The 26366-nt window shown below is 34.9% G+C and carries 33 protein-coding genes; 19 read left to right on the top strand and 14 right to left on the bottom strand.

Going from position 1 to position 26366, the window contains the following annotated elements; genetic code table 11:
* Positions 1–69: 69 nt before the first annotated feature.
* Genes EG358_RS07090 through EG358_RS07060 form a run of 8 tightly spaced genes read right to left on the bottom strand, consistent with a single transcriptional unit; the run spans position 70 to position 4441 of the window.
* Positions 70–336, bottom strand: a complete 267-nt coding sequence (locus EG358_RS07090) for a hypothetical protein (protein WP_076562375.1) — start codon at positions 334–336, stop codon at positions 70–72.
* Positions 302–799, bottom strand: a complete 498-nt coding sequence (locus EG358_RS07085; protein ID WP_228421463.1) for a hypothetical protein — start codon at positions 797–799, stop codon at positions 302–304. Before EG358_RS07085 ends, EG358_RS07090 begins: the two co-directional genes overlap by 35 nt.
* Entirely contained in the window at positions 796–2922 is a 2127-nt protein-coding gene (locus EG358_RS07080; RefSeq protein WP_076562377.1) for a DNA translocase FtsK, read from the bottom strand. The genes EG358_RS07085 and EG358_RS07080 overlap by 4 nt, the downstream gene beginning before the upstream one ends.
* On the bottom strand, positions 2919–3494 hold the full coding sequence (locus EG358_RS07075) for a Rad52/Rad22 family DNA repair protein (protein ID WP_076562378.1): 576 nt from the start codon (positions 3492–3494) through the stop codon (positions 2919–2921). Before EG358_RS07075 ends, EG358_RS07080 begins: the two co-directional genes overlap by 4 nt.
* Before the next feature lies 1 nt (position 3495).
* Positions 3496–3675: a hypothetical protein gene (locus EG358_RS19605; protein WP_076562380.1), complete on the bottom strand. Its 180-nt coding sequence runs from the start codon at positions 3673–3675 to the stop codon at positions 3496–3498.
* Positions 3676–3730: 55 nt separating this feature from the next.
* Positions 3731–3952 (bottom strand): hypothetical protein, encoded by a 222-nt coding sequence (locus EG358_RS07070; RefSeq protein WP_076562413.1) that lies wholly within the window; start codon positions 3950–3952, stop codon positions 3731–3733.
* A gap of 4 nt (positions 3953–3956) precedes the next feature.
* Complete coding sequence (locus EG358_RS07065; RefSeq protein WP_076562382.1) at positions 3957–4199, bottom strand: hypothetical protein; 243 nt, start codon at positions 4197–4199, stop codon at positions 3957–3959.
* 5 nt (positions 4200–4204) lie between these two features.
* Positions 4205–4441, bottom strand: a complete 237-nt coding sequence (locus tag EG358_RS07060) for a hypothetical protein (RefSeq protein WP_076562384.1) — start codon at positions 4439–4441, stop codon at positions 4205–4207.
* A 110-nt stretch (positions 4442–4551) separates the two neighbouring features.
* Between EG358_RS07060 and EG358_RS07055 the strand changes: the two genes are divergently transcribed.
* The gene (locus tag EG358_RS07055; RefSeq protein WP_076562386.1) at positions 4552–4977 is read left to right on the top strand and encodes a helix-turn-helix domain-containing protein; all 426 of its coding nucleotides are present in this window, start codon (positions 4552–4554) and stop codon (positions 4975–4977) included.
* Here EG358_RS07055 and EG358_RS07050 read toward each other — a convergent pair.
* Genes EG358_RS07050 through EG358_RS07040 form a run of 3 tightly spaced genes read right to left on the bottom strand, consistent with a single transcriptional unit; the run spans position 4974 to position 5974 of the window.
* Positions 4974–5207, bottom strand: coding sequence for a hypothetical protein (locus EG358_RS07050; protein ID WP_076562389.1), 234 nt, complete (start codon positions 5205–5207; stop codon positions 4974–4976). The genes EG358_RS07055 and EG358_RS07050 overlap by 4 nt on opposite strands.
* A 22-nt stretch (positions 5208–5229) precedes the next feature.
* Positions 5230–5700: a hypothetical protein gene (locus EG358_RS07045; protein WP_115596410.1), complete on the bottom strand. Its 471-nt coding sequence runs from the start codon at positions 5698–5700 to the stop codon at positions 5230–5232.
* Positions 5678–5974 (bottom strand): hypothetical protein, encoded by a 297-nt coding sequence (locus EG358_RS07040; protein ID WP_076562391.1) that lies wholly within the window; start codon positions 5972–5974, stop codon positions 5678–5680. The genes EG358_RS07045 and EG358_RS07040 overlap by 23 nt, the downstream gene beginning before the upstream one ends.
* A gap of 232 nt (positions 5975–6206) precedes the next feature.
* Here EG358_RS07040 and EG358_RS07035 point away from each other — a divergent pair, with 232 nt between their 5' ends.
* Entirely contained in the window at positions 6207–6530 is a 324-nt protein-coding gene (locus tag EG358_RS07035) for an SHOCT domain-containing protein (protein ID WP_076562393.1), read from the top strand.
* A gap of 1 nt (position 6531) precedes the next feature.
* On the top strand, positions 6532–6981 hold the full coding sequence (locus EG358_RS07030) for a hypothetical protein (RefSeq protein WP_076562395.1): 450 nt from the start codon (positions 6532–6534) through the stop codon (positions 6979–6981).
* Between the two features lie 337 nt (positions 6982–7318).
* On the opposite strand, the gene EG358_RS07025 is transcribed toward EG358_RS07030, so the two are convergent.
* From EG358_RS07025 to EG358_RS07015, 3 genes are read right to left on the bottom strand one after another with little or no spacing between them, the layout of a single operon-like run.
* The gene (locus EG358_RS07025; protein WP_394337948.1) at positions 7319–7477 is read right to left on the bottom strand and encodes a transposase; all 159 of its coding nucleotides are present in this window, start codon (positions 7475–7477) and stop codon (positions 7319–7321) included.
* A 35-nt stretch (positions 7478–7512) separates the two neighbouring features.
* On the bottom strand, positions 7513–8457 hold the full coding sequence (locus tag EG358_RS07020) for an ISAon1 family transposase (protein WP_115596394.1): 945 nt from the start codon (positions 8455–8457) through the stop codon (positions 7513–7515).
* Between the two features lie 28 nt (positions 8458–8485).
* A complete protein-coding gene (locus EG358_RS07015) occupies positions 8486–8839 on the bottom strand; it encodes an ISAon1 family transposase N-terminal region protein (protein ID WP_076561346.1) in 354 nt (117 codons plus the stop codon).
* A gap of 436 nt (positions 8840–9275) precedes the next feature.
* Here EG358_RS07015 and EG358_RS07010 point away from each other — a divergent pair, with 436 nt between their 5' ends.
* The 16 genes from EG358_RS07010 (at position 9276) to EG358_RS06935 (ending at position 26295) form a co-directional block, all read left to right on the top strand.
* Positions 9276–9818, top strand: coding sequence for a peptidoglycan-binding protein LysM (locus EG358_RS07010; protein ID WP_076561714.1), 543 nt, complete (start codon positions 9276–9278; stop codon positions 9816–9818).
* Between the two features lie 351 nt (positions 9819–10169).
* Positions 10170–10715: a peptidoglycan-binding protein LysM gene (locus EG358_RS07005; protein WP_076561717.1), complete on the top strand. Its 546-nt coding sequence runs from the start codon at positions 10170–10172 to the stop codon at positions 10713–10715.
* A 396-nt stretch (positions 10716–11111) separates the two neighbouring features.
* Complete coding sequence (locus EG358_RS07000) at positions 11112–11657, top strand: peptidoglycan-binding protein LysM (RefSeq protein WP_076561717.1); 546 nt, start codon at positions 11112–11114, stop codon at positions 11655–11657.
* Positions 11658–12053: 396 nt separating this feature from the next.
* Positions 12054–12599, top strand: coding sequence for a peptidoglycan-binding protein LysM (locus EG358_RS06995; RefSeq protein WP_076561717.1), 546 nt, complete (start codon positions 12054–12056; stop codon positions 12597–12599).
* 397 nt (positions 12600–12996) lie between these two features.
* Positions 12997–13542, top strand: coding sequence for a peptidoglycan-binding protein LysM (locus EG358_RS06990; protein WP_076561715.1), 546 nt, complete (start codon positions 12997–12999; stop codon positions 13540–13542).
* Between the two features lie 148 nt (positions 13543–13690).
* Complete coding sequence (locus EG358_RS06985) at positions 13691–13990, top strand: hypothetical protein (protein WP_076561716.1); 300 nt, start codon at positions 13691–13693, stop codon at positions 13988–13990.
* 372 nt (positions 13991–14362) lie between these two features.
* Positions 14363–14908 carry a peptidoglycan-binding protein LysM gene (locus tag EG358_RS06980; protein WP_076561717.1) on the top strand — a complete coding sequence of 182 codons (546 nt, stop codon included), beginning with the start codon at positions 14363–14365 and terminating at the stop codon, positions 14906–14908.
* Positions 14909–14988: 80 nt separating this feature from the next.
* Positions 14989–15789: a fimbrial biogenesis chaperone gene (locus EG358_RS06975; RefSeq protein WP_228421432.1), complete on the top strand. Its 801-nt coding sequence runs from the start codon at positions 14989–14991 to the stop codon at positions 15787–15789.
* A gap of 9 nt (positions 15790–15798) precedes the next feature.
* Positions 15799–18603, top strand: a complete 2805-nt coding sequence (locus EG358_RS06970; protein WP_076561718.1) for a hypothetical protein — start codon at positions 15799–15801, stop codon at positions 18601–18603.
* A gap of 10 nt (positions 18604–18613) precedes the next feature.
* Positions 18614–20041, top strand: a complete 1428-nt coding sequence (locus EG358_RS06965; protein ID WP_076561719.1) for a hypothetical protein — start codon at positions 18614–18616, stop codon at positions 20039–20041.
* A gap of 27 nt (positions 20042–20068) precedes the next feature.
* Positions 20069–22114 carry a response regulator gene (locus EG358_RS06960; RefSeq protein WP_076561720.1) on the top strand — a complete coding sequence of 682 codons (2046 nt, stop codon included), beginning with the start codon at positions 20069–20071 and terminating at the stop codon, positions 22112–22114.
* A gap of 60 nt (positions 22115–22174) precedes the next feature.
* Entirely contained in the window at positions 22175–22897 is a 723-nt protein-coding gene (locus EG358_RS06955; RefSeq protein WP_076561721.1) for a sensor histidine kinase, read from the top strand.
* 12 nt (positions 22898–22909) lie between these two features.
* Complete coding sequence (locus EG358_RS06950; RefSeq protein WP_076561722.1) at positions 22910–23554, top strand: response regulator; 645 nt, start codon at positions 22910–22912, stop codon at positions 23552–23554.
* A gap of 548 nt (positions 23555–24102) precedes the next feature.
* The gene (locus EG358_RS20015; RefSeq protein ID WP_394337952.1) at positions 24103–24165 is read left to right on the top strand and encodes a hypothetical protein; all 63 of its coding nucleotides are present in this window, start codon (positions 24103–24105) and stop codon (positions 24163–24165) included.
* Positions 24166–24656: 491 nt separating this feature from the next.
* Positions 24657–25610 carry an aldo/keto reductase gene (locus EG358_RS06940; protein ID WP_076561723.1) on the top strand — a complete coding sequence of 318 codons (954 nt, stop codon included), beginning with the start codon at positions 24657–24659 and terminating at the stop codon, positions 25608–25610.
* Positions 25611–25632: 22 nt separating this feature from the next.
* Entirely contained in the window at positions 25633–26295 is a 663-nt protein-coding gene (locus EG358_RS06935; protein WP_076561878.1) for a peptide-methionine (S)-S-oxide reductase MsrA, read from the top strand.
* Positions 26296–26366 lie beyond the last annotated feature (71 nt).

Raw genomic sequence — 26366 nt, 5'->3', positions numbered from 1 at the left:
ATTTTTAGTGTTAATTATTTTGAGTTTAATGTTCTTCAATTATATTTGTTTGAAGATTTTCGGATTCACTTATTCAGTGAAAGATTTGTTTATAAAATCTAGTTCTTCTTGAAAAACAAATGGAGAACGAAGCTTTAAAAATCGGTACCATTTATCTTCAACTTTAGCGAACCGTCGTAAATCCAGATATAGAAAAGCTTCTTGTCTTGAGTGGAATTGCTCCATTAATTTGTAAGAAGTAAATTCCTTTTCTTTGAGTTCGCCTGATGCATCGTTATATTCTAATTTGAAAGCTGTGGCGTTATCGATGTTGATTCTCTTTTTGAATTTTGGCATTTCCTGAAATTTTACTGAGTTGATATTTTTGCGACAATTCCGGATTTCTTTCTAATTCAAGATTGTGGTCATTACAGCACGGTTTCCAGAATCTTACATCTAAGTATAGGCTGATGTTGTTATCTCTCGCCCACTGGTCTGCAAATCCTTTTCTTCCCATTGTATGCTCAACTGTATCAGCTCTTTTATTGCAACCTTCTATAAAACATCTGAGATTTTCAGGTTGTGCTAAAAATTGAAGTCTCTTTATTGTGTACTGAGGATTTTCAATCTTTCTTTTCGCTGATACTTTAGGAATTGCTTTTTTAGGTTTTTGCAGTTTATCCTTATTCTTTTCAGCGTTTACTAAAGCTCTGTGAATTTTATAATGATGTTCGCATCTTTTCGCCGTTAGATAATTTTCAGTTCCGGGAGGGCAATCTAAACACTGTCCTCTTTTTGGTTTTATAGTGCTGTTTATCATGCTGATTCCGGTTGTTTGTAGAATGATTGAAATCTCACCAAATCCGGATACTCAGGCGATTTAAATAATCCATCACCCATACCCGTTAGAATTTCCGCTCCTGCATCATCCAGCACTACACGGCTGTCAATCTCTTTAGGAACTCGGAAGCAAATCATCAATGAGTAATTTACTTTAGCATCACCGGTGATAATTTTGGAAGAAGCTCTCTGTGTTGCATCTATTCCTCTGATCCCAACTGATCTACCTTTCTGCTTGATGATTCTCATATTTTCTTCAAGACTGTTTAAAGTTCCGGTCTTCTGTAGTTTAGTTTTTGGACTTGCAGGAAGCCCCATGAACAACTCTGCTGATGTTTGCTTGTAGTATCCTACTGTAACATTTTCCCAAATTTCTAAATCCTTTCCTTTTCTTGAATTAGCAACAGCATCGGCGAACTCGTCAAAAATGATTACAATCTTTTTTTTCTTACCAGCTTTGATAAGCTCATTCATTTCATCTACAACAGCTTCAACTCTCTTTTCAATATCAAGAATATCATTGAAAACTTCAATTTTAGAATCGTTAGCATAATGGCTGAATTCGAACTTCGGATCAAGGATAATAATTTCATCAACCTCATGAATTCGTTTAATATATTCCGTTACACTAATTAAACATCCAGACTTTCCGGAACCGGCAGCACCGCAAACCAAAACGAATGGAGTAGACTGATTATCTAAATCCCAATGAATGGTTTCGCCGAAATTATCTTTACCAATTGGAACTTTTTGACCTTTCAATTCAGTAGAATCCCATGGAAGAAACTTATCTTTTTTCTTTCCTGTTTCTACTTCCAGATATGCTTTACCTTCAAAAACTTTCAAGTCTTTTGCTATCCTAACATTTGGAACATTTAAAGCGTTCGCTATTTCGAGTTTATAACTTTGAACTGATGACATTTTAGTTCCAGAAGCTACTTCAAGTAAAAAAGTATTAGAAGAAAATCCGCTGAATGTATGTGCTACTTGTGTGTGAACTCCGAATGATTTTAGGATAAGTTCTATTTTTTTCTGTGGTTCCATGTTTGCTGTGCTTAAATCGAATTGAATAAATGAGGCTGCATTTGCCTGGAAGTTTTTAATAATCTTTGGACTGATTGTTTTAATTGATGAATCTCTTATTTTGCGATGTCTCTTTGATAAAAGATCTCTTTTAGTTTCATCAATATCAAATTCGTCTACTTCGTTTATCTGTGTTTTTGACCAGAACTCTAGTAATTCAGCCAGATCAATGTAATTATCACTCTTGTTTATGATGTATAGGAAATCAGGGTCAGAAACAGCCTCAATCATCTTTTTTATTGGCTCATACAATAAAACTTCATGAAGAATTCTAGTATCATAATCCATGATAATTGGAAACATCTTTAATTGCATTTGTGAAGCATCTTTGTTTTTGCTTGATTTATTTTCCGCAAACCAAACTTCATCTACAAATAAACCGCTGTAAGCCTCGTATCCTTTCACGTAGGTGATTGCCTGATCTCCGCTTACTAAAGCTATTTCCTTTTCATCAGTGAATGAAATTCTACTTTTATGATCTACAATGATTATTTTATTTTCTTTCGATTTGAAAACTAAATCAATGATCATCACGAATGGAAGAGGAATATCAACACCGTTAATTGTAAGATATTCTGTAATTTTTATTTCAACATCTAGAATCTCAGCAATATGATCTTCGTAAATAGATTTTTCTGTGTAGAAGTTTTCGATTAATTGTGTTGCTTTCTTGGTTGCCACAATTTTAGCTTCAGCAACTGTGGGAGTGGTTTTTTGAGTCTTCCATTCATTTGCAGGAATAGCTTCGATAAACTCATATGCTATTTCACATAATTCTGGTAGAGTTAAAATTTCTCCTACTTTATAAGCTTTCCAATATCTTTTGTGAGCTTCGTGATAAGCTTTTCCTGAAACAGAAGTAGATGATGATTTAGATCTGTATCCGTACAGATATATCATTTCGAAAGCTTTTGGATTTCTTGCAAATTGATCTGCTTTTGAATATGAGATTGAAGAAATAAGATAGTTGCTATTATGCTCCTCTAATTCTTCTGCTGTATATGATTTATATTTATTCATGGTAGTGGTTCTGCTTTTTTACGCGAATTACTTCTAGTTTTTTTTACTTCTGTAATGATTGCTGATTTTAAAGGCAATACATTTCTGTCAAACTTCAATTCTGAATCTTTCAAAGCAGAAATTCTTTTACATTCTGCCAAAAGCGTATCTCCGCTCAATTGATTTCCTTTTGAATCAACCGGAACCGGTAATTCATTCACAACTTTGCATTTAATCGTAATCTCTCCTAATTCATACGTGTCACGGTTGATCCCCCAGTGTACTGCAGCTCTTTTGAAAGCATCTGATGTTTCGCCTTTCGTTGGGTCTAAATGTGATTCAATTCCAGAGTCACCTTTCCAAATCCACTCTTCACCTATTTTAATCCCTATTTTACAGAACTGCTTTCCTTTCACCTCGAAATAATCATCTTGCCAGTTACGAGCTTCTAAAACATCATCTAATCTATCCTGCACCTGTCTTGCATCTACATAAGGAACCAATACCATTTCTTTTGGATTCTTGTTATCCGGCTTTAAAGCTTTCACTCGCCATTTTAGTTGTAGCGGTTTTTTTAAGTCTTTCAGATTCATGTTAGTAAACTTTAGATGGATAGATGTCTGAACAAACCATAATTCCGAAAACATACATTGTACAGTATTCTGCTGTTTTCCCATTTTCCGTGATTGGAATTTTATCAATTCTGATAAATGATTTTAGTATTGACTTCAATACTTTTTTCGCTCTGTTTGATTTTTTTTGTACTTTTGTCATGTCAAATACGTTTTTAAAATGTTATAATTGCCATCTGCGCCAACAGGTGGCTTTTTTAATTTTTAATTCCGAAGTATTTAGCTTCTTTTTCTTCGCACATTTGTGCGATAACGTTCTTGTCTTCCGGGGTAAGTGTTGAAAGAATGGATCTCAATTTATTATCAAGTCTATCCCAGAATTTCCACTTTCTCAAATTGTCGATGTATTGATAAGAAGTGTCCATTGCATTTATATTTCTAGCTATTTTTTCAGCTCTATGTTGAGATATAGTTTGCATCTTTTCATTTTTTATTAATTGCTTGAACAAGTGCCAATTTTTTAGAGTTAGATCCTCTACGAGTCAATATTCTTTCTGGGCTTATCGTGGCTTCCACTCCACTTACTGTTTTCTCCTCGATAGATTCCAAAATTGTTATTTGATTTTTCATTAATTCATTGTCTCTAGTTAATTTTTCTATCAATTCGCCCTGCTTCCAAACATTAACCCGAAGAGTTTCTAACTGCTTTTTATTTACACTTACCATGTTGATTATTTTTCTTCTTCAAAAATTTCTTTATCAGTCCATCCAGTGTGTTCTTTGATAGCTTGCATTACTTCAAAATCCCGAACCGCTCTCTCTGATTTTCGGTAAGCAAAAGCTAAAACTCCCGATTCTCTTAATCCTGTGATTTCAATAAGTTTATCTCTTAAACCAAAATCATCAAGTATTTTACGGTATACCGTATCTTTTACTTTAAGTCTTTTTTTTATCTTTGTACTTTGCATAACGTTGTAATGTTTTGTTGAAACAAATATATACACATTGTGGAATATAAACCAAATATTTATTCCACTATGTGTGTTAAAGTTTTGTTAAATTTTAATTAATTGATTTTATGGATAGTTCAGACCTTAAAAGACTTCGAGAAAGTCTCAATTTATCTCAAGAAGATGTAGCAAACATTACATCTACATCGGTAAGAACCGTTAAATCATGGGAGTACGGGGAAAGAAACATCTCTAAATCTGCTGAGAAATTACTTAGAGTTCACTGTGAAAGTATAGAAAATAATACACATAGTGGAAATAAAGAAAAATTAAATTTCGAAAAACAATCTATTGAGGAAAAATTAAATTGTTTACGTCAGGATAATATTTCATTGAAAGAAAAAATAGAATTACTGGAAAAGAAAAGTGAAATTGCACAAGAAATAAACAGAGTTTATTTAAAAGCGATAATGGCACATCTGTCGGTAGGAGAAGATTTGAATCAGGAATTAGGAACACTAGAAAGTGAGCTAAAAAAAATAAGCAGTAATTAGTTAATTACTGCTTTTAAATTACAAATAGCTAAGTTAAATTTTACAAAACTAAATTCATCGTCTATAAATCGATTTATCGAAATCTTTTGCTCACCTTCCAAAATACTCTCAAGTTTTCCAGCTAAGAACAAACTGTTTTTTATGAAATCAATTTTATCAATTTTTTTTCGCTTATAAAAAAACTCATTTTTATCAATCAGAATTTTGATCATTTTATAATCTTCCTTCATAATTACTAAAGGTATATGGTGATTAGTTTTCTTTTAAATATTCATGAAATGTATCTTCTATAAGTCTTTCTCTCAATTTTATCAATTTGATATAAAGATTAAAACTTTGCATTATACCTATTAGAATCAATATTATAATTACTAGATAGAAAAAAAACCAAAAATTTTCATTTGGTGAATAACCTAAAAGAGGAAGAAAATAAAAAGATGATGAATAGATTGAAGTAAATAGAGCTGGAACATAACTAAGCAAATAAGGCTTCATGTAATTAGCAATTATTATCAATGTCGCTTGAAAACAAATAGCCAGAGACCATATTACCGCTGCTAGATTATTATCTGCTGCATCAACATGCGTTGTATTTATTGCAGGAGCAAAAATTGCAATTATATTATTAATAAAAGGAAAGGTAGCAGAAATCAGCACTAAGACACTTCCAAGTGCTGAAATTGTTGAGTATTTTACCTTACTACTTCTTTGGAGGTCTAACATCTCCCGGAGGAATGATTTCTGGGTCATTTGGGTCAGGTACTGGGTCGGTTCCAAGGTCAGGATCTGCGGGTCCATTTAATGGTGATGAAATAGGCGCAGTAAAAGTTGTATCACTTTCTGTTCTGTTCTCAGTTCCCGTTGGGTTATTAATTTTTAGTTTTTCTAATTCCAGTTTCTCTGGTTTAGCTTCGTTAAACTGCTCATCTCTATCGGTTGAACATGAATAAACACTCAATGCGCATATTGCGCTAATAAATAAAACTTTTGTTTTCATCGAATTATTAATTTTAAATTCAAACAAAAATACTTATTTATGAAAACATAAGTGTTAAATCGGTCTGCAATATATAAATATTTCAAAAATAAAAACATTTCAAATTTAAAATAAACAAAAGTTCCGTGTTTATACGGATAGTGTGAATTATTATAAAGTTATTTTTTAATTATATTTGCGTTTTACATAATGCGTTAGCGTTTTGCGGTTTGTAATTTTTAAAATATTGAATATGGGTATTTTTATTGGTTGGTTTATATTATCCCTAATAGTTGCTATTTTGGGTTATAGCAGGAAGATTGGCTTTGGGGGAGCTTTGTTTGTTTCCATATTACTTTCGCCCTTAATAGGATTTATAGTTGTTTTATGCTCTCAAAGAAATTCTACAATAGAATTCCAGAAAAGACTGCTGGCTGCTTCTGAAGTCAAAGAAGAGAAGAAGATACAGTCTAGTGCTCATGACGAAATCGATAAGATTTTAGAACTTAAATCAAAGGGAATAATCACTGAAGGCGAATACCAAAGAATGAAAGATAAAATCATAAACTCAATTTAATATGAAAAAAATTAAACTTTTAATCTTAATATCTTTGTTATTTAATTTATCATGCTCGGACAGTAGTAGGGATGAAACAATTAAAGAAGAAATAACTTCTAACATAGAAATACCTCAAAAATATAAAGGTAATTGGAAGGTTGCATACTATACGATTATAGGATCTAATAGCAGTCATCAGACCAACGATAAAGGCTATTACATAAATTTCAATAACGACAATACTATAACTTTTAAAGACATTAACGGTATTTTCACTATTAAACCCCAAAGCGAATACGCCGCTTCTATGAATCACACATATACAGGTAAATTTAATAATATTGATATAACAATTTATATTCAAGATTATTCTAACTGGTATCAAGGTGGTTTTGAGTTTCAAATTCGTCATGGGAACGTCTACACGAGTAACGTTAGTAACTCTGACTTTTACGCAAAAAAACAATAGAAAATTACACTTTTTGCATTGAAAACAATGTGTATTGGAAGTAAAAACCCTTTTAAATAAATACCTTGCACGTGTTGCCATCGTGCAAAATACCGTGCAAAAACATATAAAAATAATAAAATCATTAATTCGCAAAGTATTGAAAATCAACGGTAATTGAAATTTGATTTATTAATAAAATGGTCTCAAACACCAGTTCTTAGGAGTACCGGTTCGATCCCGGTCCTGGGTACAAAAAACCTCTGAAATCATTTGATTTCAGAGGTTTTTGATTTTAGGGTGTTTGAAAAAAGTGGCTAATAATTATATTTTTAGGATCAATCACAAAACTTGGGGACTATGCAAAAAGTTTAGACAACCTGAACAGAAAAAATGCTTTATCCCGCACACCTCTTAATTGCAATCTGAAGTTTTTTATTTTCGCATTGAAAGACTCGGCGGAAGCATTCGTGCTTCTTCTTTCAAAATAATTGAGAATCTCATTGTAATGATTCATTATGGTTTTTCTGGATCAATCTCAAAAGTTGGGGACTAGGCAAAAAGTTTAGACAACCTGAACAGAAAAAATGCTTTATCCCGCACACCTCTTAATTGCAATCTGAAGTTTTTTATTTTCGCATTGAAAGACTCGGCGGAAGCATTCGTGCTTCTTCTTTCAAAATAATTGAGAATCTCATTGTAATGATTCATTATGGTTTTTCTGAGCACCGAGAAAGCTTTAAATCTTGATTCTTCCACCTCTTTGAACCAATGTGCCAGTTTCAACATTGCAACGGATTTTTGAATGTTTTGGTTGTAAATTTTCCTCAAGCCATCAGATAAATTGTACGCTTTTTCTAAATCAGGATATTGCGAGAATAAGATTTCAGCTCGCTGATTTTGCGATGCAGTCCATTTTTCTCTGGTTTTGTAGAGTAAATACCTGCTTCTTGCCAAAAGTTGCTTTCGGGTATCGCCATTTTCAAAAGTTTCAATCCCGGGGTTGTTTTTCTTTTCTTTTGCTTCCATGAGCAGGTTGTTTTCTTGCTCAATAGCTTCCCAACGGTGGCTTATCCTTAATTCCTGCAACGCTTCTATGGCTAATTTCTGGACATGGAATCGGTCGATAATTTGTGTGGCATTGGGAAAACATCTTTTGGCGATGAGCTTCATAGAACCTGCCATATCCAAAGTAATTCCTTTTACATTTAACCTTAGTTTTTTGTTGATTTTTAAGAGATATTCTATTACGGTATCACTGTTGGTTCCTTTGATAATGGCGACAATACTGCCTTTTCTGCCCCTTGCTTTTTTGGAGGTCAGAACAGTGTACAATTCGCCATCAGAAAGAGCAACTTCATCGAGAGATAGGTGGTGTGAGAGGTTTTCGGGATAGAGAATCCAATCCTCGGCGTGTGATTTTTGTTTCCAGTTTTTAAAATTGCTGATGCTTTGCTTGTATTGCCTTTGAAATTTCCTGCCATCCACGCCATACATCTCGCCAATGGTTTTACAGGGAAGCGCTTTAGTATCGGCTGATTTTTTTTAAGAACTCGGCAAAATCCTGTGTCATGCGGGTTCCTTTGGCAATGAGATTCCAATCTCTTTGGATGATGTTGCCGGTTTTTGTATCGGTCCATCTTCTGCGTTTGATGTGGAGTTTTACTGTTTTTCCACGAAGAGGAAAATCGTCAACGGTAATTTCCGGAACAAAACCTTTTGACTGCAATAACAGAGAAGAAAATTCTTTCGGAGCTGTATTTTTCTCGTCAAAGTAAATGTGGACGATTTTGTTTTCTTCTTCAACTTTTACAATCTCAAAATGCTCAATCAAGAGTTCAGGTAAAAATAATTTGAGGAGTTCGGCATCGTTTAACATTCCACAAAATTATCAATATTTTTTTTATCCCCAAGTTTTGAGATTGATCCCTAAAACATAATCTGCAATTCTTTGAGTATAATCACTCCTTAACATTGTTACGTATTCAACATTATAATAATCTAATTACGTTTTCCTTTACAGTTATTTGTTATATCCCAAATATGTTGATTATTTTTAAAATATATACTTTAGGTCTTATTAAAAAAGGTTTATAAAAAATCCTATTAATCCATGCTTTTGCAGAAAAATTTACATCTATCCTATTTGTGAATGAAAGATCATAGTAAAATAACTTACAATTATTTAATCAATAACAATAAAGGTTTTTGGTCATGTCAGATAATGTTATTAGATTTGATTTGTGAAACATTTGTTAGTATAATTAATTTTAATTAACAATATTTATTACAGCACCATTAATTTATCCAAAATCATGAAAAAACAAATCGCAATCGCAGCATTGACTATTGGAGCAGTCGTTTTAGGAACCGATCAGGTTCTGGCACAAAATTCTGAGAAGGCTAGTACATCAGTAAATATTATTTTAGCAGATGTTATTGCAATGGACATAGGAACTGTTGCTTCAGAAGGCACTGTAGATTTTAATTATGGGACTACAAAAGATTATAATTCATCAAAAAATGTGACGGTTCCAAATAGTTTAGTCATTATTTCCTCCAAAAATTTTGATGTAAAAGTAAAATCTGAAGGCGCAAACTTTGTAAGCGGAGCAAACGCAATTCCAGTGGATATATTACAAGTAAAAGCAATACCTGGCGGAAGTCTAGTAGGAACTATGAATGAGGTCACCTTATCTACAACCGATCAGGTTCTGGTAAGTAATGCAAGTTTGGGTTCCAAACAATCTTTGAATATCGCCTACTCTATTTCGGCGGAAAAAGCATCGAAAGTACTTTTGGGAAAACCACGGGGAACTTACACGCAAAAAATAACTTATACTGCTACTGCTTTATAATAAGGTAAGCAACAATTTTTATAAAAAGCCCTCAACACTTTCTAAGTGTTGAGGGCTTTTTATTATGATTAGCCATAATCTGTTATCATTGAAAATACTTTGTATTTCATTGTTAAGTTTACGCCTTTGTATAACCTAAAAACAAGTTAGTATTTAAATTCTTTGTTTGTCATTGCGTTAATGAAAGACAGCGGACATTCAATTTCTATTTACACCAAATGAATAACTCATGTAGTTATTTTACTACATCAAATTCCATTTTCAACTACAAAGAAAATTTTAGCACCGCCGTAGATTTGTAGTGTTCAAAAGAGAACAATTAAACAAGAATAAAAATAAAATAATACTATTATGACAAAACTAATTGTAATCACAGCCTTAACTATCGGAGCAACTATATTAGGAACAAACAATGTTCAGGCGCAAAATACAACTGCAACAACTACAGTAAACATTACCCTGAACGATGTGATCTCAATCGACGCCGGAAGTACTGCAATCGGCAATACCGTTGACTTCAACTATGCTACTGCAGCAGACTATAACTCTGATCAAACGATTACTAAAGCAAACTCTTTAAAGGTTACTTCAACCAAGAACTTTAACGTTAAGGTAAAAGCCGGAGGTGCGAATTTCATGAATGGAACCAACTTAATCCCTGTAAATGTTTTGACAATCAAAGCTGCTGCAGCGGCAGGAACAATGGGTGGTACAAAAAACGCTGTCGTTTTATCTGCAACTGATCAAAACTTAGTGACAAATGCACCACTTGGAAGCGCATTAACACTGAATTTGGATTACACAATTCCTGCAGCGAAATCATCATCTGCTGATATTTTAGGTAAACCAGCGGGAACTTACACGCAAACAGTAACTTATACCGCAACAGCTTTATAAGTGAATTTTTTTCATATTAATATTTTGTGATTTGGTGTTCGAAGGCTTCCTACAGGAGGCCTTTGATTTTGTATGTATTGATACCGATATAGAGAAATTGGCTTTTATATTATGATTATTCGCAATCTGTTTTCATTGAATACTTTGTATTTCATTGTTAAGTTTACGCCTTTGTATAACCTAAAAACAAGTTAGTATTTAAATTCTTTGTTTGTCATTGCGTTAATGAAAGACAGCGGACATTCAATTTCTATTTACACCAAATGAATAACTCATGTAGTTATTTTACTACATCAAATTCCATTTTCAACTACAAAGAAAATTTTAGCACCGCCGTAGATTTGTAGTGTTCAAAAGAGAACAATTAAACAAGAATAAAAATAAAATAATACTATTATGACAAAACTAATTGTAATCACAGCCTTAACTATCGGAGCAACTATATTAGGAACAAACAATGTTCAGGCGCAAAATACAACTGCAACAACTACAGTAAACATTACCCTGAACGATGTGATCTCAATCGACGCCGGAAGTACTGCAATCGGCAATACCGTTGACTTCAACTATGCTACTGCAGCAGACTATAACTCTGATCAAACGATTACTAAAGCAAACTCTTTAAAGGTTACTTCAACCAAGAACTTTAACGTTAAGGTAAAAGCCGGAGGTGCGAATTTCATGAATGGAACCAACTTAATCCCTGTAAATGTTTTGACAATCAAAGCTGCTGCAGCGGCAGGAACAATGGGTGGTACAAAAAACGCTGTCGTTTTATCTGCAACTGATCAAAACTTAGTGACAAATGCACCACTTGGAAGCGCATTAACACTGAATTTGGATTACACAATTCCTGCAGCGAAATCATCATCTGCTGATATTTTAGGTAAACCAGCGGGAACTTACACGCAAACAGTAACTTATACCGCAACAGCTTTATAAGTGAATTTTTTTCATATTAATATTTTGTGATTTGGTGTTCGAAGGCTTCCTACAGGAGGCCTTTGATTTTGTATGTATTGATACCGATATAGAGAAATTGGCTTTTATATTATGATTATTCGCAATCTGTTTTCATTGAATACTTTGTATTTCATTGTTAAGTTTACGCCTTTGTATAACCTAAAAACAAGTTAGTATTTAAATTCTTTGTTTGTCATTGCGTTAATGAAAGACAGCGGACATTCAATTTCTATTTACACCAAATGAATAACTCATGTAGTTATTTTACTACATCAAATTCCATTTTCAACTACAAAGAAAATTTTAGCGCCGCCGTAGATTTGTAGTGTTCAAAAGAGAACAATTAAACAAGAATAAAAATAAAATAATACTATTATGACAAAACTAATCGTAATCACAGCCTTAACTATCGGAGCAACTATATTAGGAACAAACAATGTTCAGGCGCAAAATACAACTGCAACAACTACAGTAAACATTACCCTGAACGATGTGATCTCAATCGACGCCGGAAGTACTGCAATCGGCAATACCGTTGACTTCAACTATGCTACTGCAGCAGACTATAACTCTGATCAAACGATTACTAAAGCAAACTCTTTAAAGGTTACTTCAACCAAGAACTTTAACGTTAAGGTAAAAGCAGGAGGTGCGAATTTCATGAATGGAACCAACTTAATCCCTGTAAATGTTTTGACAATCAAAGCTGCCGCAGCTGCCGGAACAATGGGTGGTACAAAAAACGCTGTCGTTTTATCTGCAACTGATCAAAACTTAGTGACAAACGCTCCACTAGGAAGCGCATTAACACTGAATTTGGATTACACAATTCCTGCAGCGAAATCATCATCTGCTGATATTTTAGGTAAACCAGCGGGAACTTACACGCAAACAGTAACTTATACTGCAACTGCTTTATAAGTGAATTTTTTTCATATTAATATTTTGTGATTTGGTGTTCGAAGGCTTCCTACAGGAGGCCTTTGATTTTGTATGTATTGATACCGATATAGAGAAATTGGCTTTTATATTATGATTATTCGCAATCTGTTTTCATTGAATACTTTGTATTTCATTGTTAAGTTTACGCCTTTGTATAACCTAAAAACCAGTTAGTATTTTAAATTCTTTGTTTCTCCTAGCGTTAATGAAAGACAGCAGACATTCAATTTCTATTTACACCAAATGAATAACTCATGTAGTTATTTTACTACATCAAATTCCATTTTCAACTACAAAGAAAATTTTAGCACCGCCGTAGATTTGTAGTGTTCAAAAGAGAACAATTAAACAAGAATAAAAATAAAATAATACTATTATGACAAAACTAATTGTAATCACAGCCTTAACTATCGGAGCAACTATATTAGGAACAAACAATGTTCAGGCGCAAAATACAACTGCAACAACTACAGTAAACATTACCCTGAACGATGTGATCTCAATCGACGCCGGAAGTACTGCAATCGGCAATACCGTTGACTTCAACTATGCTACTGCAGCAGACTATAACTCTGATCAAACGATTACTAAAGCAAACTCTTTAAAGGTTACTTCAACCAAGAACTTTAACGTTAAGGTAAAAGCAGGAGGTGCGAATTTCATGAATGGAACCAACTTAATCCCTGTAAATGTTTTGACAATCAAAGCTGCTACAGCTGCCGGAACAATGGGCGGAACAAAAAATGCTGTCGTTTTATCTGCAACTGATCAAAATTTAGTGACAAATGCACTACTTGGAAGCGCATTAACACTGAATTTGGATTACACAATTCCTGCAGCAAAATCATCTTCTGCAGATATTTTAGGTAAACCGGCGGGAACTTACACGCAAACAGTAACTTATACTGCAACTGCTTTATAATAAGACATTATTTATATCATTACGAAATTAATTTTTAATGAATTTAAAAGTGATATAACTCTGAAAGATCTTATAAATTAATGTTAAAATGGTCTATTTTAATATGATAAGTGAAATCAAGGTAATAATTAAATAATTACAAAATAATATGCCGAATCTAATAAAAAAGCTATTGTTTTTACTTGAAATTGGTAATCATCAATTTGATAGTATCCTTTGGAAAACTCGTCCAGAGAAAAGAAAAACTCTTGTTAATGATATTTTCAAATTTAAAATTCCTATTGGGAAAAGCAAAAAAGAAATACGTGAACTTTTTGGACATGAGCCACATATTTATACTTCCATGACATGGTCTTATCCTGTAGAATCAGATCAATTTGGAAACACCCTTTTATCATTATCACTATATTTTAAAGACGAAATTGTAACAAGCATAATGTTGAAATAAGTGAGTAATATATAAAACACAGCAACTATATATAAGCCCTCAACACCTATAAAGTGTTGAGGGCTTTTTTATTATGATTATCCATAATCTGTTATCATTATAAATACTTTGTATTTCATTGTTAAGTTTACGCCTTTGTATAACCTAAAAACAATTTAGTATTTAAAATTCTTTGTTTGTCATTGCGTTAAATTAAGGATTATGGAAGACAGCGGACATTCAGTTTATACTTAAACCAAATGAATAACTCATGTAGTTATTTTACTACATCAAATTCCATTTTCAACTACAAAGAAAATTTTAGCGCCGCCGTAGATTTGTAGTGTTCAAAAGAGAACAATTAAACAAGAATAAAAATAAAATAATACTATTATGACAAAACTAATCGTAATCACAGCCTTAACTATCGGAGCAACTATATTAGGAACTAACAATGTTCAGGCTCAAAATACAACTGCAACAACAACCGTAAACATTACCCTTAACGATGTGATCTCAATCGACGCCGGAAGTACTGCCATCGGTAATACGGTTGACTTCAACTATGCTACTGCAGCAGATTATAACTCTGATCAGACGATTACTAAAGCAAACTCTTTAAAGGTTACTTCAACCAAGAACTTTAACGTTAAAGTAAAAGCTGGAGGTGCAAATTTCATGAATGGAACCAACTTAATCCCTGTAAATGTTTTGACAATCAAAGCTGCTGCAGCTGCCGGAACAATGGGCGGAACAAAAAATGCTGTCGTTTTATCTGCAACTGATCAAAACTTAGTGACAAATGCACCACTTGGAAGCGCTTTGACACTGAATCTGGATTACACGATTCCTGCAGCGAAATCATCTTCTGCTGATATTTTAGGTAAACCAGCCGGAACTTACACGCAAACAGTAACTTATACTGCAACTGCTTTATAATAAAAATTTTCAGCTTTAAAGATTCCTTTAGCTACGTTTTCAGTAATTTTGGGAATCTTTATTTTTAAAAAATTTACACCATGCGCAAGTTAATTCACCTTTTCATTTTCTTTATTCTTACAGGGTCTTCTTCAATTCTGGCACAAAGTATCTCGATGTCGCCTACGCGACTGTTTTTTACCGGTAATCCAGGAGAAAAAGTAACACAAACAGTTACGCTTCAAAACAGCTCGGATAAGGATTATGTTTTTAATCTCAACTATAAAGATTGGGCTAGAGAAGAAGACGGAAATAAAGTTTATCTTGAAGCAGGCAGTTCAAAAACTTCTAATGCCGCTTGGCTGTCTACCTTGGAAAACGCTGTAACGGTTCCCGCGAAAAGTACAAAGGAAATTGTAGTAACCATGCAGATTCCGGCAAACGCATCAAAGTCTACCGTAACCAACAGCATGTTGTTTTTTACTCAACTTCCTCAGCAGGCAGATCAGGCACGTATTCAGAACGGGATTGGTATTATTACCTTATTTGAGGTTGGACTTCACATCTTCTATACACCGCCAGGAAACCAGAAAAAAAGTTTAGACATTACCAATATAGCTGAGGTAAGTAATGAGAGTGCAGCAAACAAAAAAGTCGCAGTAAGCATCCATAACGATGGAAATACCATCAATGATGCCACCGTTGAGTTTGAACTTACCAATACCGACAATGGTAAAGAAATAAAATTAGCCGCAATTTCAATCTCTATGCTTCCCAATACCGATCAGGTCGTTCAGTTTTCTTTACCAGAGAACATTTCAGGGAACTTTCTTGGCGTGGCTATTATCAAAATGGCAGGATCCAATGATTTACGCGTAGGCGAAAAAAACTTTAAATTTTAAAATTAAGTCTTGAAACCACAAAATGGAACACCGACATCAGTCCGAAGAAGAACAATATTATTTTTTGTACTTTTTCTTCTGCAATTTTCATTTGCCTTTGCGCAGGAAAAGAAGGATATAGAAATTCATTTTGAAAATAACCGTGTAGCTGTTGAGAAGGGTTCTACTTTCACTAATTTCCTGGTTATTGAGAATAAAAGTTCTGAAGAAATTACTATTCAGAATATCATACCTCAGGAAAAATATCCGGGTTTACTTTTCTATCCCAAAAATGACTTTCCCTTAGGTGCTGGTCAATCTAAAAATCTTCCTGTGAAACTGATCGCCAACTTGGATTTTATGAAACTGATATCCAATGAGATCAAATTCCAGATTTCGTATACCACCCCAACGGTTACCAGAACTGAAAGCGCTTCGTTCTTCGCTGACAAAGAAGAGAACAAAAACATCGCAATTTATACGGCTACATACGAAAATTTCATTAATCCTGCTGCACCCGAATCCTCAATTATGCTGATTGTAGAAAACCAGGGTTATAGCAAAAGAACCGTTAAGATTGATTTACAATCTATTCCTGATGGTTTGGAAATGATGCCAAAACAACATACTGTATCTCTGGAAGGTTTAGAAAAACAAACGATTGAGATCAAAATTGCGGTCAGAAAACAGAATACGCTTTTCCCGGAGTTTAATATTAATGCAACTGCCACAGACCTGCTTAATAATGAGATCGTGGGAAGTAACACGCTATACTTAGTCATTTTATCAAACAACAGACAAGTTGCCCGTGGAAACGAGGGAGTGAGTGGAACTAATTTTGCAGAAATTTCCTATAACGAAAACAGTTCAGGTTTCAATTTTCTTCAATTGAGAGGAAACACAGCATTTCGAGTGACTGAAGATTTGAAATCTCGTTTCAATATAGGTGCAGATTACTATCATGAAGACGGCCGCTATAATCTATATGATACCTGGCTGGAGCTGGAAAGAAAAAATACAGTACTACGACTTGGAAATGTTAATAGTAACGATTACGACTACCCGGTTTTCGGGAGAGGTGGGAAAGCTTCTACCAAATTGGGTAAAAATAATCAGATTGAAATTCTTGCATTGGAAAATAATTATAACCTTGCTGGTACTTATTTCCAACAAATAGAAGGATCTACCATAGTGGGTGCAAAATATGGTTTCGGAAATGATAAATCTTTTAATGGGAAAGTATCCTATATATTTGACCATGACCCACGCTTTAACGTAGATACGCAATTGGCAAACGCAGTAACCTCTTTTTTGGTTAACGATAAACACACGATCCGCACGGAGGTGGGTCTCAGCCACGAAAAAGGTCTCGTAAACAGAGATGAAAACGAAGGAGCTTCAATGGGGGCCAATTACGAAGGGAAAATCGGGAAATGGGATATACAATCTGTTAATTCTTTTGCCACCAAAAGTTATGCAGGGATCAAAAGAGGATCTTTTTTCTCAAATCAGCGAATAGGCCTACAATTATCTGCTTCTCAGCGTGCTTTTATGCAATATCAGAATTCACAGGTTGATCCAGAGTTTCTGAGTTTCCAAAATACGCCAATCCAGACTGCGAATACCGCTAATTTGCGTTATTATTTCAACAGTACAGAAGCTTTCGCAACAGGCTACCAGCTTTCTTTAAAGAAGTGGAATTTCTTACTGTCTCCAAAGGTTGAAAGGCAAAAAACAGCCAATTTTTATTCATCGCAGGAACTTTTTTCTTACAGAATGGAGGCCAACATAAGTACTACATTAGGTGCTCACGGATTAAACTGGACGGCGGAATATTCGTATTCAAAAGAGAACAATAAAGATGATTGGTTCAACAGCCTGAAAACAACCTTGTCTTACAGGTATAAAGCTTTTTCCCTAAACGGGACAGCCCAATGGAACGCAACCACCGTTTTTGATTTAAATTCTTATTACGATGTAGACCGTAATTTTGCCAACTATAACGTATATGCCTCGTATAATTTCCAGATGCTTAGTAATAATCTGATTGGATCTCTTTCAGCCGGAACTTCCTATTCGGAACTTTATAAAAATTTAAACAGCAATATGAGTGGTAATCTGGAATATAAAATTTCACCTTCGTGGTCATCCACAGGTTATTTTAATTTTTCAGGTTATAAATCTACAGCTGCTTATGCAAGTAGTGGCAGTTATTACCAGTTCAGAGTCGGGATTAAAAAATATTTTACCGCAGCTACGGCTCTTGGAAATCATAAAGTGACATTCCAGTTATTTGATGATAAAAATTTCAACGGACTTCTGGAAACAGGTGAAGTGGTTCTTGCAAATGAAATAGTGAAACTGGACAATTTTGTTGCACTGACAGATAAGAACGGAAAAGTAGTTTTTCAGAATGTGCCTGAAGGTATTTACACACTGAAGGTAAACGAAAGTGCAGGTGCACGATTAATGATGGATCCTGTGATTATGGTCGATAAAAATATCAACCGCAAAGTGGGTCTGGTAAAAAACATCAGAGTAAGTGGGAAATTAATAGAGATCAAACAAGCCTACGATGTTTTGGAAACGGATGTAACAGGAATAGTAGTGTATGCAAAAAGTGAAGATGGAGCGATCTACACTGCCGTGGTTAACCAAAAAAATGAGTTTGAGTTTTTCCTGAAAGATGGAAAGTACGAGCTCTATATTGAAAATGACAAATACAGCTATATTCAACCCAACCAAACTATTCAGGTGACTAAAGAAGGTTACTCAGAAACCGTAGTATTTGAATATAAGAAGAAAGATACCACCATAAAGGTGAAAAAGTTTTAAATTTAGACATATGAAAACGATGAGAGCTTTTATAATAGGAATTTTTACCGTGTGCTGCGGATCAACAGCCACGAAAGCTCAGGATGTTTACCTTTCTATTCCTGAAAATAATATTTTTAACAGGAGTGAATTTACTTCATTACCAACAAGGGTAATGAATACCAACAGAACAAACTGGGATTATAATTTTTTCGGATTTGCACCAACAGCTCCTACATTTAACTCTACGTCTGGGCCAACCTTTACGCACTCTTCCTCCTCATCTTCTTTACCCAGCTCCGTTCTACTGTGGCAGCTAGAAAGTATGGGCGGGCAGTTACCGTCTACTGGATATTTTGGTTATTTACCAGGTTTTCAGTCGTTCAGTACAAGCGCTGTAAAATGGTTTGAACCGTCAGTGTCAACTCTTGGCGGAGGATTCAATCGAGGAAATATCAATTTCACATTTAAAATTCCTGCCGCACAGTTTGCTGCCAATATATTCAGAGCAGGAAATTACTCCATGGATATCAGTCAAAATTATAATGATTTCACGCCACGTAATTTTAAAACAATTTTAGTGATTCCGTCATCCATCAGATGGCTCACAACATCTTTAACAAAATACATAGAAATATCTTCTCTGAATAACTACCGGACTACAGGCACGCAGGTATTCAGTTTAGAAAATACGGAAATCGCGCATACGATTGATTTTAATTTTTGGGCGAAAGCTTCCGCAAATGTTCAGTTCACTTCTTCCAAAGGCGTTCCGGGAACCAGAAATATAGCAAGCATTAAATTGGGTAGTAATGGATCTGCGCTCACGACCAAAGCCTTATCTGCCAATTTTCAGAATTTTTCCCCTGCTAATCTAAGTGTTGTAGCAGGAAACAGAAACAGCTTTACCCCCGAGCTTTATGTGTCTGCGGACGATTTTAAGAACAATTTTTTTGAAGCCGGAACTTATACTTTTGAATTGAACTTTAATGCCATAAGTACAGATAATTCAATTAACAGTTTGCAAAATACAGCTGTTCAGCTAAAGGTGCTTCCTCGGTCGGAGATCACCATCCCCAGTTCCGGGCGAAATGTAAACTTTAATTTTAATACAGCTGCTCAATACACCAATGGTCAGTCACAAATGATTCCAAACCAAATTATTTTGTCCAATAATGAGAGTTTTGAACTGTATGTAAAATCTGACGAAAATTATTTCAAGAAAGGCGGCCTGCAAACCGACATTAATTCCAACATATTACAAATTGGCATCGATGGAAGTTCTGTAAATGCTCCCTTATCCAAAACTCCCCAAAAAATTCTCTTTAACGGAACACCTGCTTTGGATCGCGAACTGAACGTACGATACACCATACCATCTGCCGGTGCCCAAAGTTTGGTCGGGAAAGAAAATACGACCTACTCTATCAATGTTTATTATAGCTTTACGGCAATTTAACAATATCTTATAAAAAGACTCTTCTCTATGGACCACTTTAATAGCAATAATCAATCGCCGGATCAGCAGTATAGTGACAAATTAAATGCATTGAAAAAAAAATATTCAAATGTTTTTGATTTTTTAGTGTTCGCAGCTGCTCAGATGGCTAATATGGAGATTTGTACCATGAGTATTGCCTCGGAAGGACAAGTTTATGTTCTCGCTTCCAGTGACGCGTCCCCCAATCAGATATATCCTCAGAATCCTCAATTTCTTTTTGATGATCAAACTTCGGTTTATGAGTTTAAGAAATCGGAATTTAAATTTCATAGAAGTTATGCTATACCGGGTCTTGAGGACAATCTTATCGCTCATTTAAATTTATTTGACAGGGAAGCGAAAAATTTAGATAAAGCAGAGGAAGATTTCGTCAATAAAATAGTGAACCAAGCGTCGAAATGGTTTTTGGTAAATGAAGTTGACATCACCGAAAGAAAAAACGTGGAGAATAAAATCTTGCAAGCAAAAGAGCTAGCAGAAAAAGCCTATGTTTTAAAATCGGAGTTTGTGGCCAATATGAGCCATGAGATCAGAACCCCGTTAAATGGTATAATCGGCTTTACAGAGCTCCTTTTGGATACCAATCTGGACGAAACACAGAGACAGTATTTGGAAATTATCAATCAATCGGGAGTTTCTTTACACAGCATCATCAACGATATTTTAGACTTCTCAAAATTAGAACAGCAAAAACTGAAGCTAAACCTCGACAAAGTAGAGGTCGAGGAAATGGTTTCAGAAGCCTTCAATATTGTTGCGTACAGTAATACTAATAAGCAATTAGAAATGCTCATCGATATTGACGACACCATTCCTAGATATATATGGACTGATGAGATGCGCTTAAAACAGGTTTTCGTCAATCTTTTGAGTAACGCTATAAAATTTACCGAGGAAGGTGAGATTACTTTATATGCTAAAGTTTTAGATGATTTAGAAGAAGGAAAAAAACAAATCCGGTTTGGAGTTCGCGATACAGGTATTGGAATTAACAGTGAAAAACAAGCTGAGATTTTCAATGCTTTTTCACAGGAAGATGGCAGTATTACTAAAAGATATGGTGGTACTGGTTTGGGACTTACCATTTCGAACCAAATCTTGGCACTTGCCGGCAGTGTTTTACAAGTCGAAAGCGATCAGGGAAAAGGCAGTGATTTTTTCTTTGATATTCAGTTTGATACAGAGGAAGAGGAACATGATGTAAGCTTCACTGATATTAAGAGAGTTTTGATTGTTGACGATAATGAAAACAACCGAAAAATCCTGAAAAGGATGCTGAAACGAAAAAATATCGAAGTAACGGAATGCGATAGCGGGCTGAAGGCTTTGCTAATGATCATGGAGAAGTCTGAATTCGATGTGATCATTATGGATTATCACATGCCTATTATGGATGGCATTGAAACCATTAGGAAAATGAAGGATATCATTCCCGACGTCACTCATGCAGCGCCCTATTTTGTTTTGTGCAGCTCTTCCGATGATACTAATTTACAGGAAGCATGTGACGAATTAGAAATAGAAAACCGACTCGTAAAACCGATTCGTATGAAACAGATGTACCAGCTTTTATCCACCTTAAAGAGTTCTGAAAAGAAAGAACCGGAGAAAATAAAAACTGTCGCAAGTGAAGTGAGTAAGCGCGAAATAAAAATTTTAATTGCTGAGGATAATGCTATCAATTTACTTCTTACCAAAACTTTTTTAAAGGATATTATTCCTCAAGCTTTGATCATCGAGGCAAAAGATGGCAATGAAGCGGTTGAAAAATACCAAAAAGATAGTCCTGATCTTATTTTAATGGATATTCAGATGCCTCATCTCAATGGTATTGAAGCAACTCAGAAAATAAGAGCCTTGGAAAAAAATACAGAAATACCTATTATTGCACTAACGGCAGGAAGTTTTCCTGGTGAGAAAGAAAAGTGTCTGCAAGCAGGAATGTCAGACTTTTTAACCAAACCTTTATTAAAACAAATCCTGTCTGATATGATTCAAAAATGGTTTGGTATAGAAATCGAAAAAAAATAAGTAATAAACCATGCTGAAAAAATACCGGAGTCTATTTTTTAAAGTATTGATACTGAATTTATGAATAACCTTGTCAACGAACTACAATTAAAAATCGAAAAACTGGAAAACGAAATCAGTTTTAAGAACGGACTCATCTCGATATTGTCTCATGATTCAAAAGAACTGTTTGGAAATTTTCTGTGGCTTATAGAAGCGTTGGAGCAAAAAACTATAAGTGAGGAAGATTTTTTTAAATTGTTGCCGCAGGTAAAAAGCGATGCCCGGAAGAATCTGCAAAGTGTTCAGGATAGCACCGCCTGGCTAAAAACACAATACGGGGAATTTAAGATTAAACCTGTGAAAATTATGGTGATGGATCTTTTTTACCATTTAGAAGAAAAATACGCTGCTAAATTAAAAGAAAAAAGCATCAAATTTTATTTTAAAGGAGAATCCGATTCATTTCTTACAACCGATCGCTTGTTGCTCGAATATGTTTTAGACAAAATTTTCAACAATGCGATCAAATACTCTTTGCCGGGGCAAGATATTTATTTACAGGAAGTTACATCAGGTGATCAGGTCATACTTAATGTGATCGACTTCGGAACGGGAATGAACGAAAAATATTTATCGACAATCTTCAGCTATGATAACCCCGTATTTCAAGGTACTGCTGGCGAGAAAGGAGCCGGATTAAGTTTGAAAATCGTTAAAAATTTCATATCCTTGCTGCATGGAAACATCCAAATCATTTCCGCCGAAAATAAAGGCACTACAGTTTCCCTTTTTTTTACATAAATTTATAGAATAATGGGCTTAAAAGTAAACGTTCGTATTATTGTAGCAGACGATCACGGTATTGTGAGGATGGGTTTAATACAAACTATCAAACGCCTCTTACCTGATGCTATAATCTCCGAAGTGGAGGATTTTAAATCACTGTACAAAGCAATTTTGAAGGAAGAATTGGATCTGGCCATTATGGATGTCAATATGCCTAATGGTTCTATTCAGGAAGCGATAGATTACATCAAAAACCACAAACCCCAATTAAAAATTCTCATATTTTCTTCTCAAGATGAAGAGTTGTACGCAATGCGTTATCTAAAGATGGGTGCCGGTGGCTATCTTAGCAAACAAAGCTCCAGTGCAGTAATTGAAACTGCTCTGACAGCGATGCTTAGTACAGGCCGGTATGCAAGTGAAGATGTAAAAGAAGCGATGTTTTTAGAATCGTTAAATGGTGCGACAAAAAACTCACCCTTTGAAGCACTATCCGACCGCGAATTGCAAATTGCCAATAAGCTTGCAGAAGGTCTTCCCCTCAAAGAAATTTCTAATCAACTTAATCTCCATTCATCGACGATCAGCACTTACAAAAACAGGCTTTTTGAGAAGCTGAAAATACGATCCGTACCCGAATTGGTGGAGATTCTTAGGCTGTATAATCAGTAAAAATTCTATTATTTCCCACTTTATCATTGCAAGAAATCTTTTAAAATACAATAAAACTTACCTATTACATTCCAAATAAAATGAAGATATAGAATTTTTCGGATCACATTTAACTGAAGGGTTTTATAGTAATTCCAAATTGGTCTATAAGATTTTGCAAGAATAATAGGATATTGCAGCGTCGTACGGCCTTTCTATAATTGGCCCTTTTGTGCCAGTTGTTTTATCTTTTCCTTATCTTTACTAAAACCTAGTCTGTCGTATATGGCTGAATATACTGTCTGGTAAGTTCTCTGACGCTTCAATTGTTTTGAATGACCTCTATTTAGTAAAAATTTCTCTCATTTTCATTTCCCGATCTGAATGCAATCGGATCAGGAAAATGTAACTTAAGCGAAGTTTCTCCCATTCTTCTTACTTTTCATTCACTATATTCATAACTTCCACAATTTCAGATCGTAGTTTTCTCATATAGTCTTACAGGTTTTAGTTTTAAAGTCTAACCATATGATTGTGAACTTCCTTTCACCCGCCAGCAAATAGAAAATTTGATCGGTCTAAAAATTGAAACCATCACAAGACCAGTTAAGAAATGGAAAAGGATATTATAGTGAAAGTAAAACCCGTAAATATTGTACTGATACTAGTCTAGCATCATTAAATTCTCTAAAATAAAAGCAAAGTTGATAATTTTACATAACATTAATCTATTAAAACATTGATAAAAAATTATTGAAATTTTAATCTATTTATAAATAATTCACTAACTTCAAAGAAAATAAGTTGATAAAAAAAGTTAATTTCAACTCATTTCAACAATATATATTACTTTTAATAGTATTAGGTTTGATCATCCGACTACTTACAATTTTAGTTAATTGATACAAATGATATTCATAAAAACCATTTAGCGAATTCTGCTATTTCACAAAAACTAATATACTAACTCAGGACTAAAATTGCAATCAAGTTAAGCAACCATCCTTGTATCTATAATATTGATCACCATATTATTAATTGTCATAGATTTCTTTTCAGTATTAGTGTTCCCACTTAAAATTAAACGGAATCTAATTTAAATAAATTCTAAAACAACGAACAAATGAAAAGCACAAACCAAATAGGGTTGGGTACTGCAGCCATTGGGCGGCCACAGTACATCAATATTAAGCAAAGCGATATGGAGGTTACCTTTTCCTTAGATAAAATCATTGAAAAAGGAAATCAGGTGTTTGATGAAGCTTACAACCGGGGCGTTCGCTTTTTTGATACCTCGCCGGGATACGGACTTGCGGAAGAACTTTTGGCAAGCTGGCTTCAAAAGAAAAACGACCCCAAAATTGTAGTTTCCACCAAGTGGGGCTATACCTATGTGGCCAATTTTGACCCCAATGCCAAAGTACATGAAGTAAAGGAACATTCGCTGGAAAAACTGAACCAACAATGGACATTTTCCAAAACGTTGCTGCCATTTCTGAAAATTTATCAGATACACTCGGCAACACTCGACACGGGCGTGCTCGACAATCATGCAATTTTGAACCGTTTGCATCAACTCAAAAAAGAGCACAGCCTCCTTATCGGGCTAACTACCACGGGCAGCAACCAGCTCGAGGTTTTACAAAAGGCAATGGAAATTACTGTTAACGGCGAAGCCTTGTTCGGCTCCTACCAATCGACCTTTAATATTTTGGATACCTCGATACTGAAAATAAAAGACCAATTGCAACAGCCGCAGCTCATCATAAAAGAAGCGTTGGCTAACGGGCGCCTAATACCAAATGGACACTATCCCCGATATGAAAACCTGTATGCCCTTTTGATGGGGCTGGCCAAAAAATATAACGTAGGAACAGATGCCATTTCAATGCGTTTTTGTATGGATCATTTTCCCAACGCCCAGGTGTTGAGCGGTGCAAACAACAAGGCTCATTTACAGGCCAACTTACGGGCAAATGATTTTAAATTAACTACAGAAGAAATCGATCAGTTATACCAACACAACATTGCCGAAACAGATTATTGGAACGAAAGAAAAAAACTGGAGTGGAATTAAACTAATAAAAAAAAGGACGAAAATGATAGACAATAAAACGAAAGCGGACGACCTTATTGAAGACTATAAGTTTGTCACTCCTAAAGAAATCGAAGAAGCAGTAAAAACTGGAAAATTAAATCAAACGATTTTCGGAATGAGTTGCTTTTGGGGTCCTGATTCTAATTTTGGAAGTATGCCCGGAGTGGTGCAAACCCGTGTTGGCTACGCAGGCGCATCAACTTTGGAGCCAAATTATCAGTACATAAAAGGGCACGCAGAAGTTGTAAAAGTCATCTACGATAAAGACAAGATCAGCTATAAAGAATTGCTGGGCGATCCCGCATCGTGGTCTTTTCCCGGCAATAAACAAGGACAATACCGGCCTTTGCTTTTTGTTTTTGATGAAGAGCAGCGGCAAGTTGTAGAAGACCTGATTAAAGAAATTGGAAAGGAGAATGCTCCTGAAGTGATTGAGGCCGGAGACCAAAAAAGTCATTTCTGGACTGCCGAAGACTATCACCAAAAACATCGCCTCCGCAGGAACGAAAAGTTTGTGAAACTTGCCAGGTTAGAATTTGGGGCCCGATGGGATGAGCATCTGTATTTTACGAAGCTAAATGGCGACGGAAAGAAAGGTTTCAATGCTTCGCAATGGCTTAAAAATTTACCCCAGGAATTGCAAAAAGCATACAGAACAGGTTAAATGTCTCCCGCAGATAAACGCAGAAACCAAGTCAGCGAAAATCCGCGAAATCCGCGGGAAATAAAAAAAAT

Origin of the sequence: Chryseobacterium indoltheticum (assembly GCF_003815915.1) — a bacterium.
Classification (GTDB): Bacteria; Bacteroidota; Bacteroidia; order Flavobacteriales; family Weeksellaceae; genus Chryseobacterium; species Chryseobacterium indoltheticum.
This window is presented reverse-complemented; position numbering and strand designations above follow the sequence as displayed.

Coding starts and splice junctions, on each gene's coding strand:
- EG358_RS07090 (WP_076562375.1), bottom strand. CDS start 336: ATGCCAAAATTCAAAAAGAGAATCAACATCGATAACGCCACAGCTTTC.
- EG358_RS07085 (WP_228421463.1), bottom strand. CDS start 799: ATGATAAACAGCACTATAAAACCAAAAAGAGGACAGTGTTTAGATTGC.
- EG358_RS07080 (WP_076562377.1), bottom strand. CDS start 2,922: ATGAATAAATATAAATCATATACAGCAGAAGAATTAGAGGAGCATAAT.
- EG358_RS07075 (WP_076562378.1), bottom strand. CDS start 3,494: ATGAATCTGAAAGACTTAAAAAAACCGCTACAACTAAAATGGCGAGTG.
- EG358_RS19605 (WP_076562380.1), bottom strand. CDS start 3,675: ATGACAAAAGTACAAAAAAAATCAAACAGAGCGAAAAAAGTATTGAAG.
- EG358_RS07070 (WP_076562413.1), bottom strand. CDS start 3,952: ATGCAAACTATATCTCAACATAGAGCTGAAAAAATAGCTAGAAATATA.
- EG358_RS07065 (WP_076562382.1), bottom strand. CDS start 4,199: ATGGTAAGTGTAAATAAAAAGCAGTTAGAAACTCTTCGGGTTAATGTT.
- EG358_RS07060 (WP_076562384.1), bottom strand. CDS start 4,441: ATGCAAAGTACAAAGATAAAAAAAAGACTTAAAGTAAAAGATACGGTA.
- EG358_RS07055 (WP_076562386.1), top strand. CDS start 4,552: ATGGATAGTTCAGACCTTAAAAGACTTCGAGAAAGTCTCAATTTATCT.
- EG358_RS07050 (WP_076562389.1), bottom strand. CDS start 5,207: ATGAAGGAAGATTATAAAATGATCAAAATTCTGATTGATAAAAATGAG.
- EG358_RS07045 (WP_115596410.1), bottom strand. CDS start 5,700: ATGTTAGACCTCCAAAGAAGTAGTAAGGTAAAATACTCAACAATTTCA.
- EG358_RS07040 (WP_076562391.1), bottom strand. CDS start 5,974: ATGAAAACAAAAGTTTTATTTATTAGCGCAATATGCGCATTGAGTGTT.
- EG358_RS07035 (WP_076562393.1), top strand. CDS start 6,207: ATGGGTATTTTTATTGGTTGGTTTATATTATCCCTAATAGTTGCTATT.
- EG358_RS07030 (WP_076562395.1), top strand. CDS start 6,532: ATGAAAAAAATTAAACTTTTAATCTTAATATCTTTGTTATTTAATTTA.
- EG358_RS07025 (WP_394337948.1), bottom strand. CDS start 7,477: ATGAATCATTACAATGAGATTCTCAATTATTTTGAAAGAAGAAGCACG.
- EG358_RS07020 (WP_115596394.1), bottom strand. CDS start 8,457: ATGTATGGCGTGGATGGCAGGAAATTTCAAAGGCAATACAAGCAAAGC.
- EG358_RS07015 (WP_076561346.1), bottom strand. CDS start 8,839: ATGTTAAACGATGCCGAACTCCTCAAATTATTTTTACCTGAACTCTTG.
- EG358_RS07010 (WP_076561714.1), top strand. CDS start 9,276: ATGAAAAAACAAATCGCAATCGCAGCATTGACTATTGGAGCAGTCGTT.
- EG358_RS07005 (WP_076561717.1), top strand. CDS start 10,170: ATGACAAAACTAATTGTAATCACAGCCTTAACTATCGGAGCAACTATA.
- EG358_RS07000 (WP_076561717.1), top strand. CDS start 11,112: ATGACAAAACTAATTGTAATCACAGCCTTAACTATCGGAGCAACTATA.
- EG358_RS06995 (WP_076561717.1), top strand. CDS start 12,054: ATGACAAAACTAATCGTAATCACAGCCTTAACTATCGGAGCAACTATA.
- EG358_RS06990 (WP_076561715.1), top strand. CDS start 12,997: ATGACAAAACTAATTGTAATCACAGCCTTAACTATCGGAGCAACTATA.
- EG358_RS06985 (WP_076561716.1), top strand. CDS start 13,691: ATGCCGAATCTAATAAAAAAGCTATTGTTTTTACTTGAAATTGGTAAT.
- EG358_RS06980 (WP_076561717.1), top strand. CDS start 14,363: ATGACAAAACTAATCGTAATCACAGCCTTAACTATCGGAGCAACTATA.
- EG358_RS06975 (WP_228421432.1), top strand. CDS start 14,989: ATGCGCAAGTTAATTCACCTTTTCATTTTCTTTATTCTTACAGGGTCT.
- EG358_RS06965 (WP_076561719.1), top strand. CDS start 18,614: ATGAAAACGATGAGAGCTTTTATAATAGGAATTTTTACCGTGTGCTGC.
- EG358_RS06960 (WP_076561720.1), top strand. CDS start 20,069: ATGGACCACTTTAATAGCAATAATCAATCGCCGGATCAGCAGTATAGT.
- EG358_RS06955 (WP_076561721.1), top strand. CDS start 22,175: ATGAATAACCTTGTCAACGAACTACAATTAAAAATCGAAAAACTGGAA.
- EG358_RS06950 (WP_076561722.1), top strand. CDS start 22,910: ATGGGCTTAAAAGTAAACGTTCGTATTATTGTAGCAGACGATCACGGT.
- EG358_RS06940 (WP_076561723.1), top strand. CDS start 24,657: ATGAAAAGCACAAACCAAATAGGGTTGGGTACTGCAGCCATTGGGCGG.
- EG358_RS06935 (WP_076561878.1), top strand. CDS start 25,633: ATGATAGACAATAAAACGAAAGCGGACGACCTTATTGAAGACTATAAG.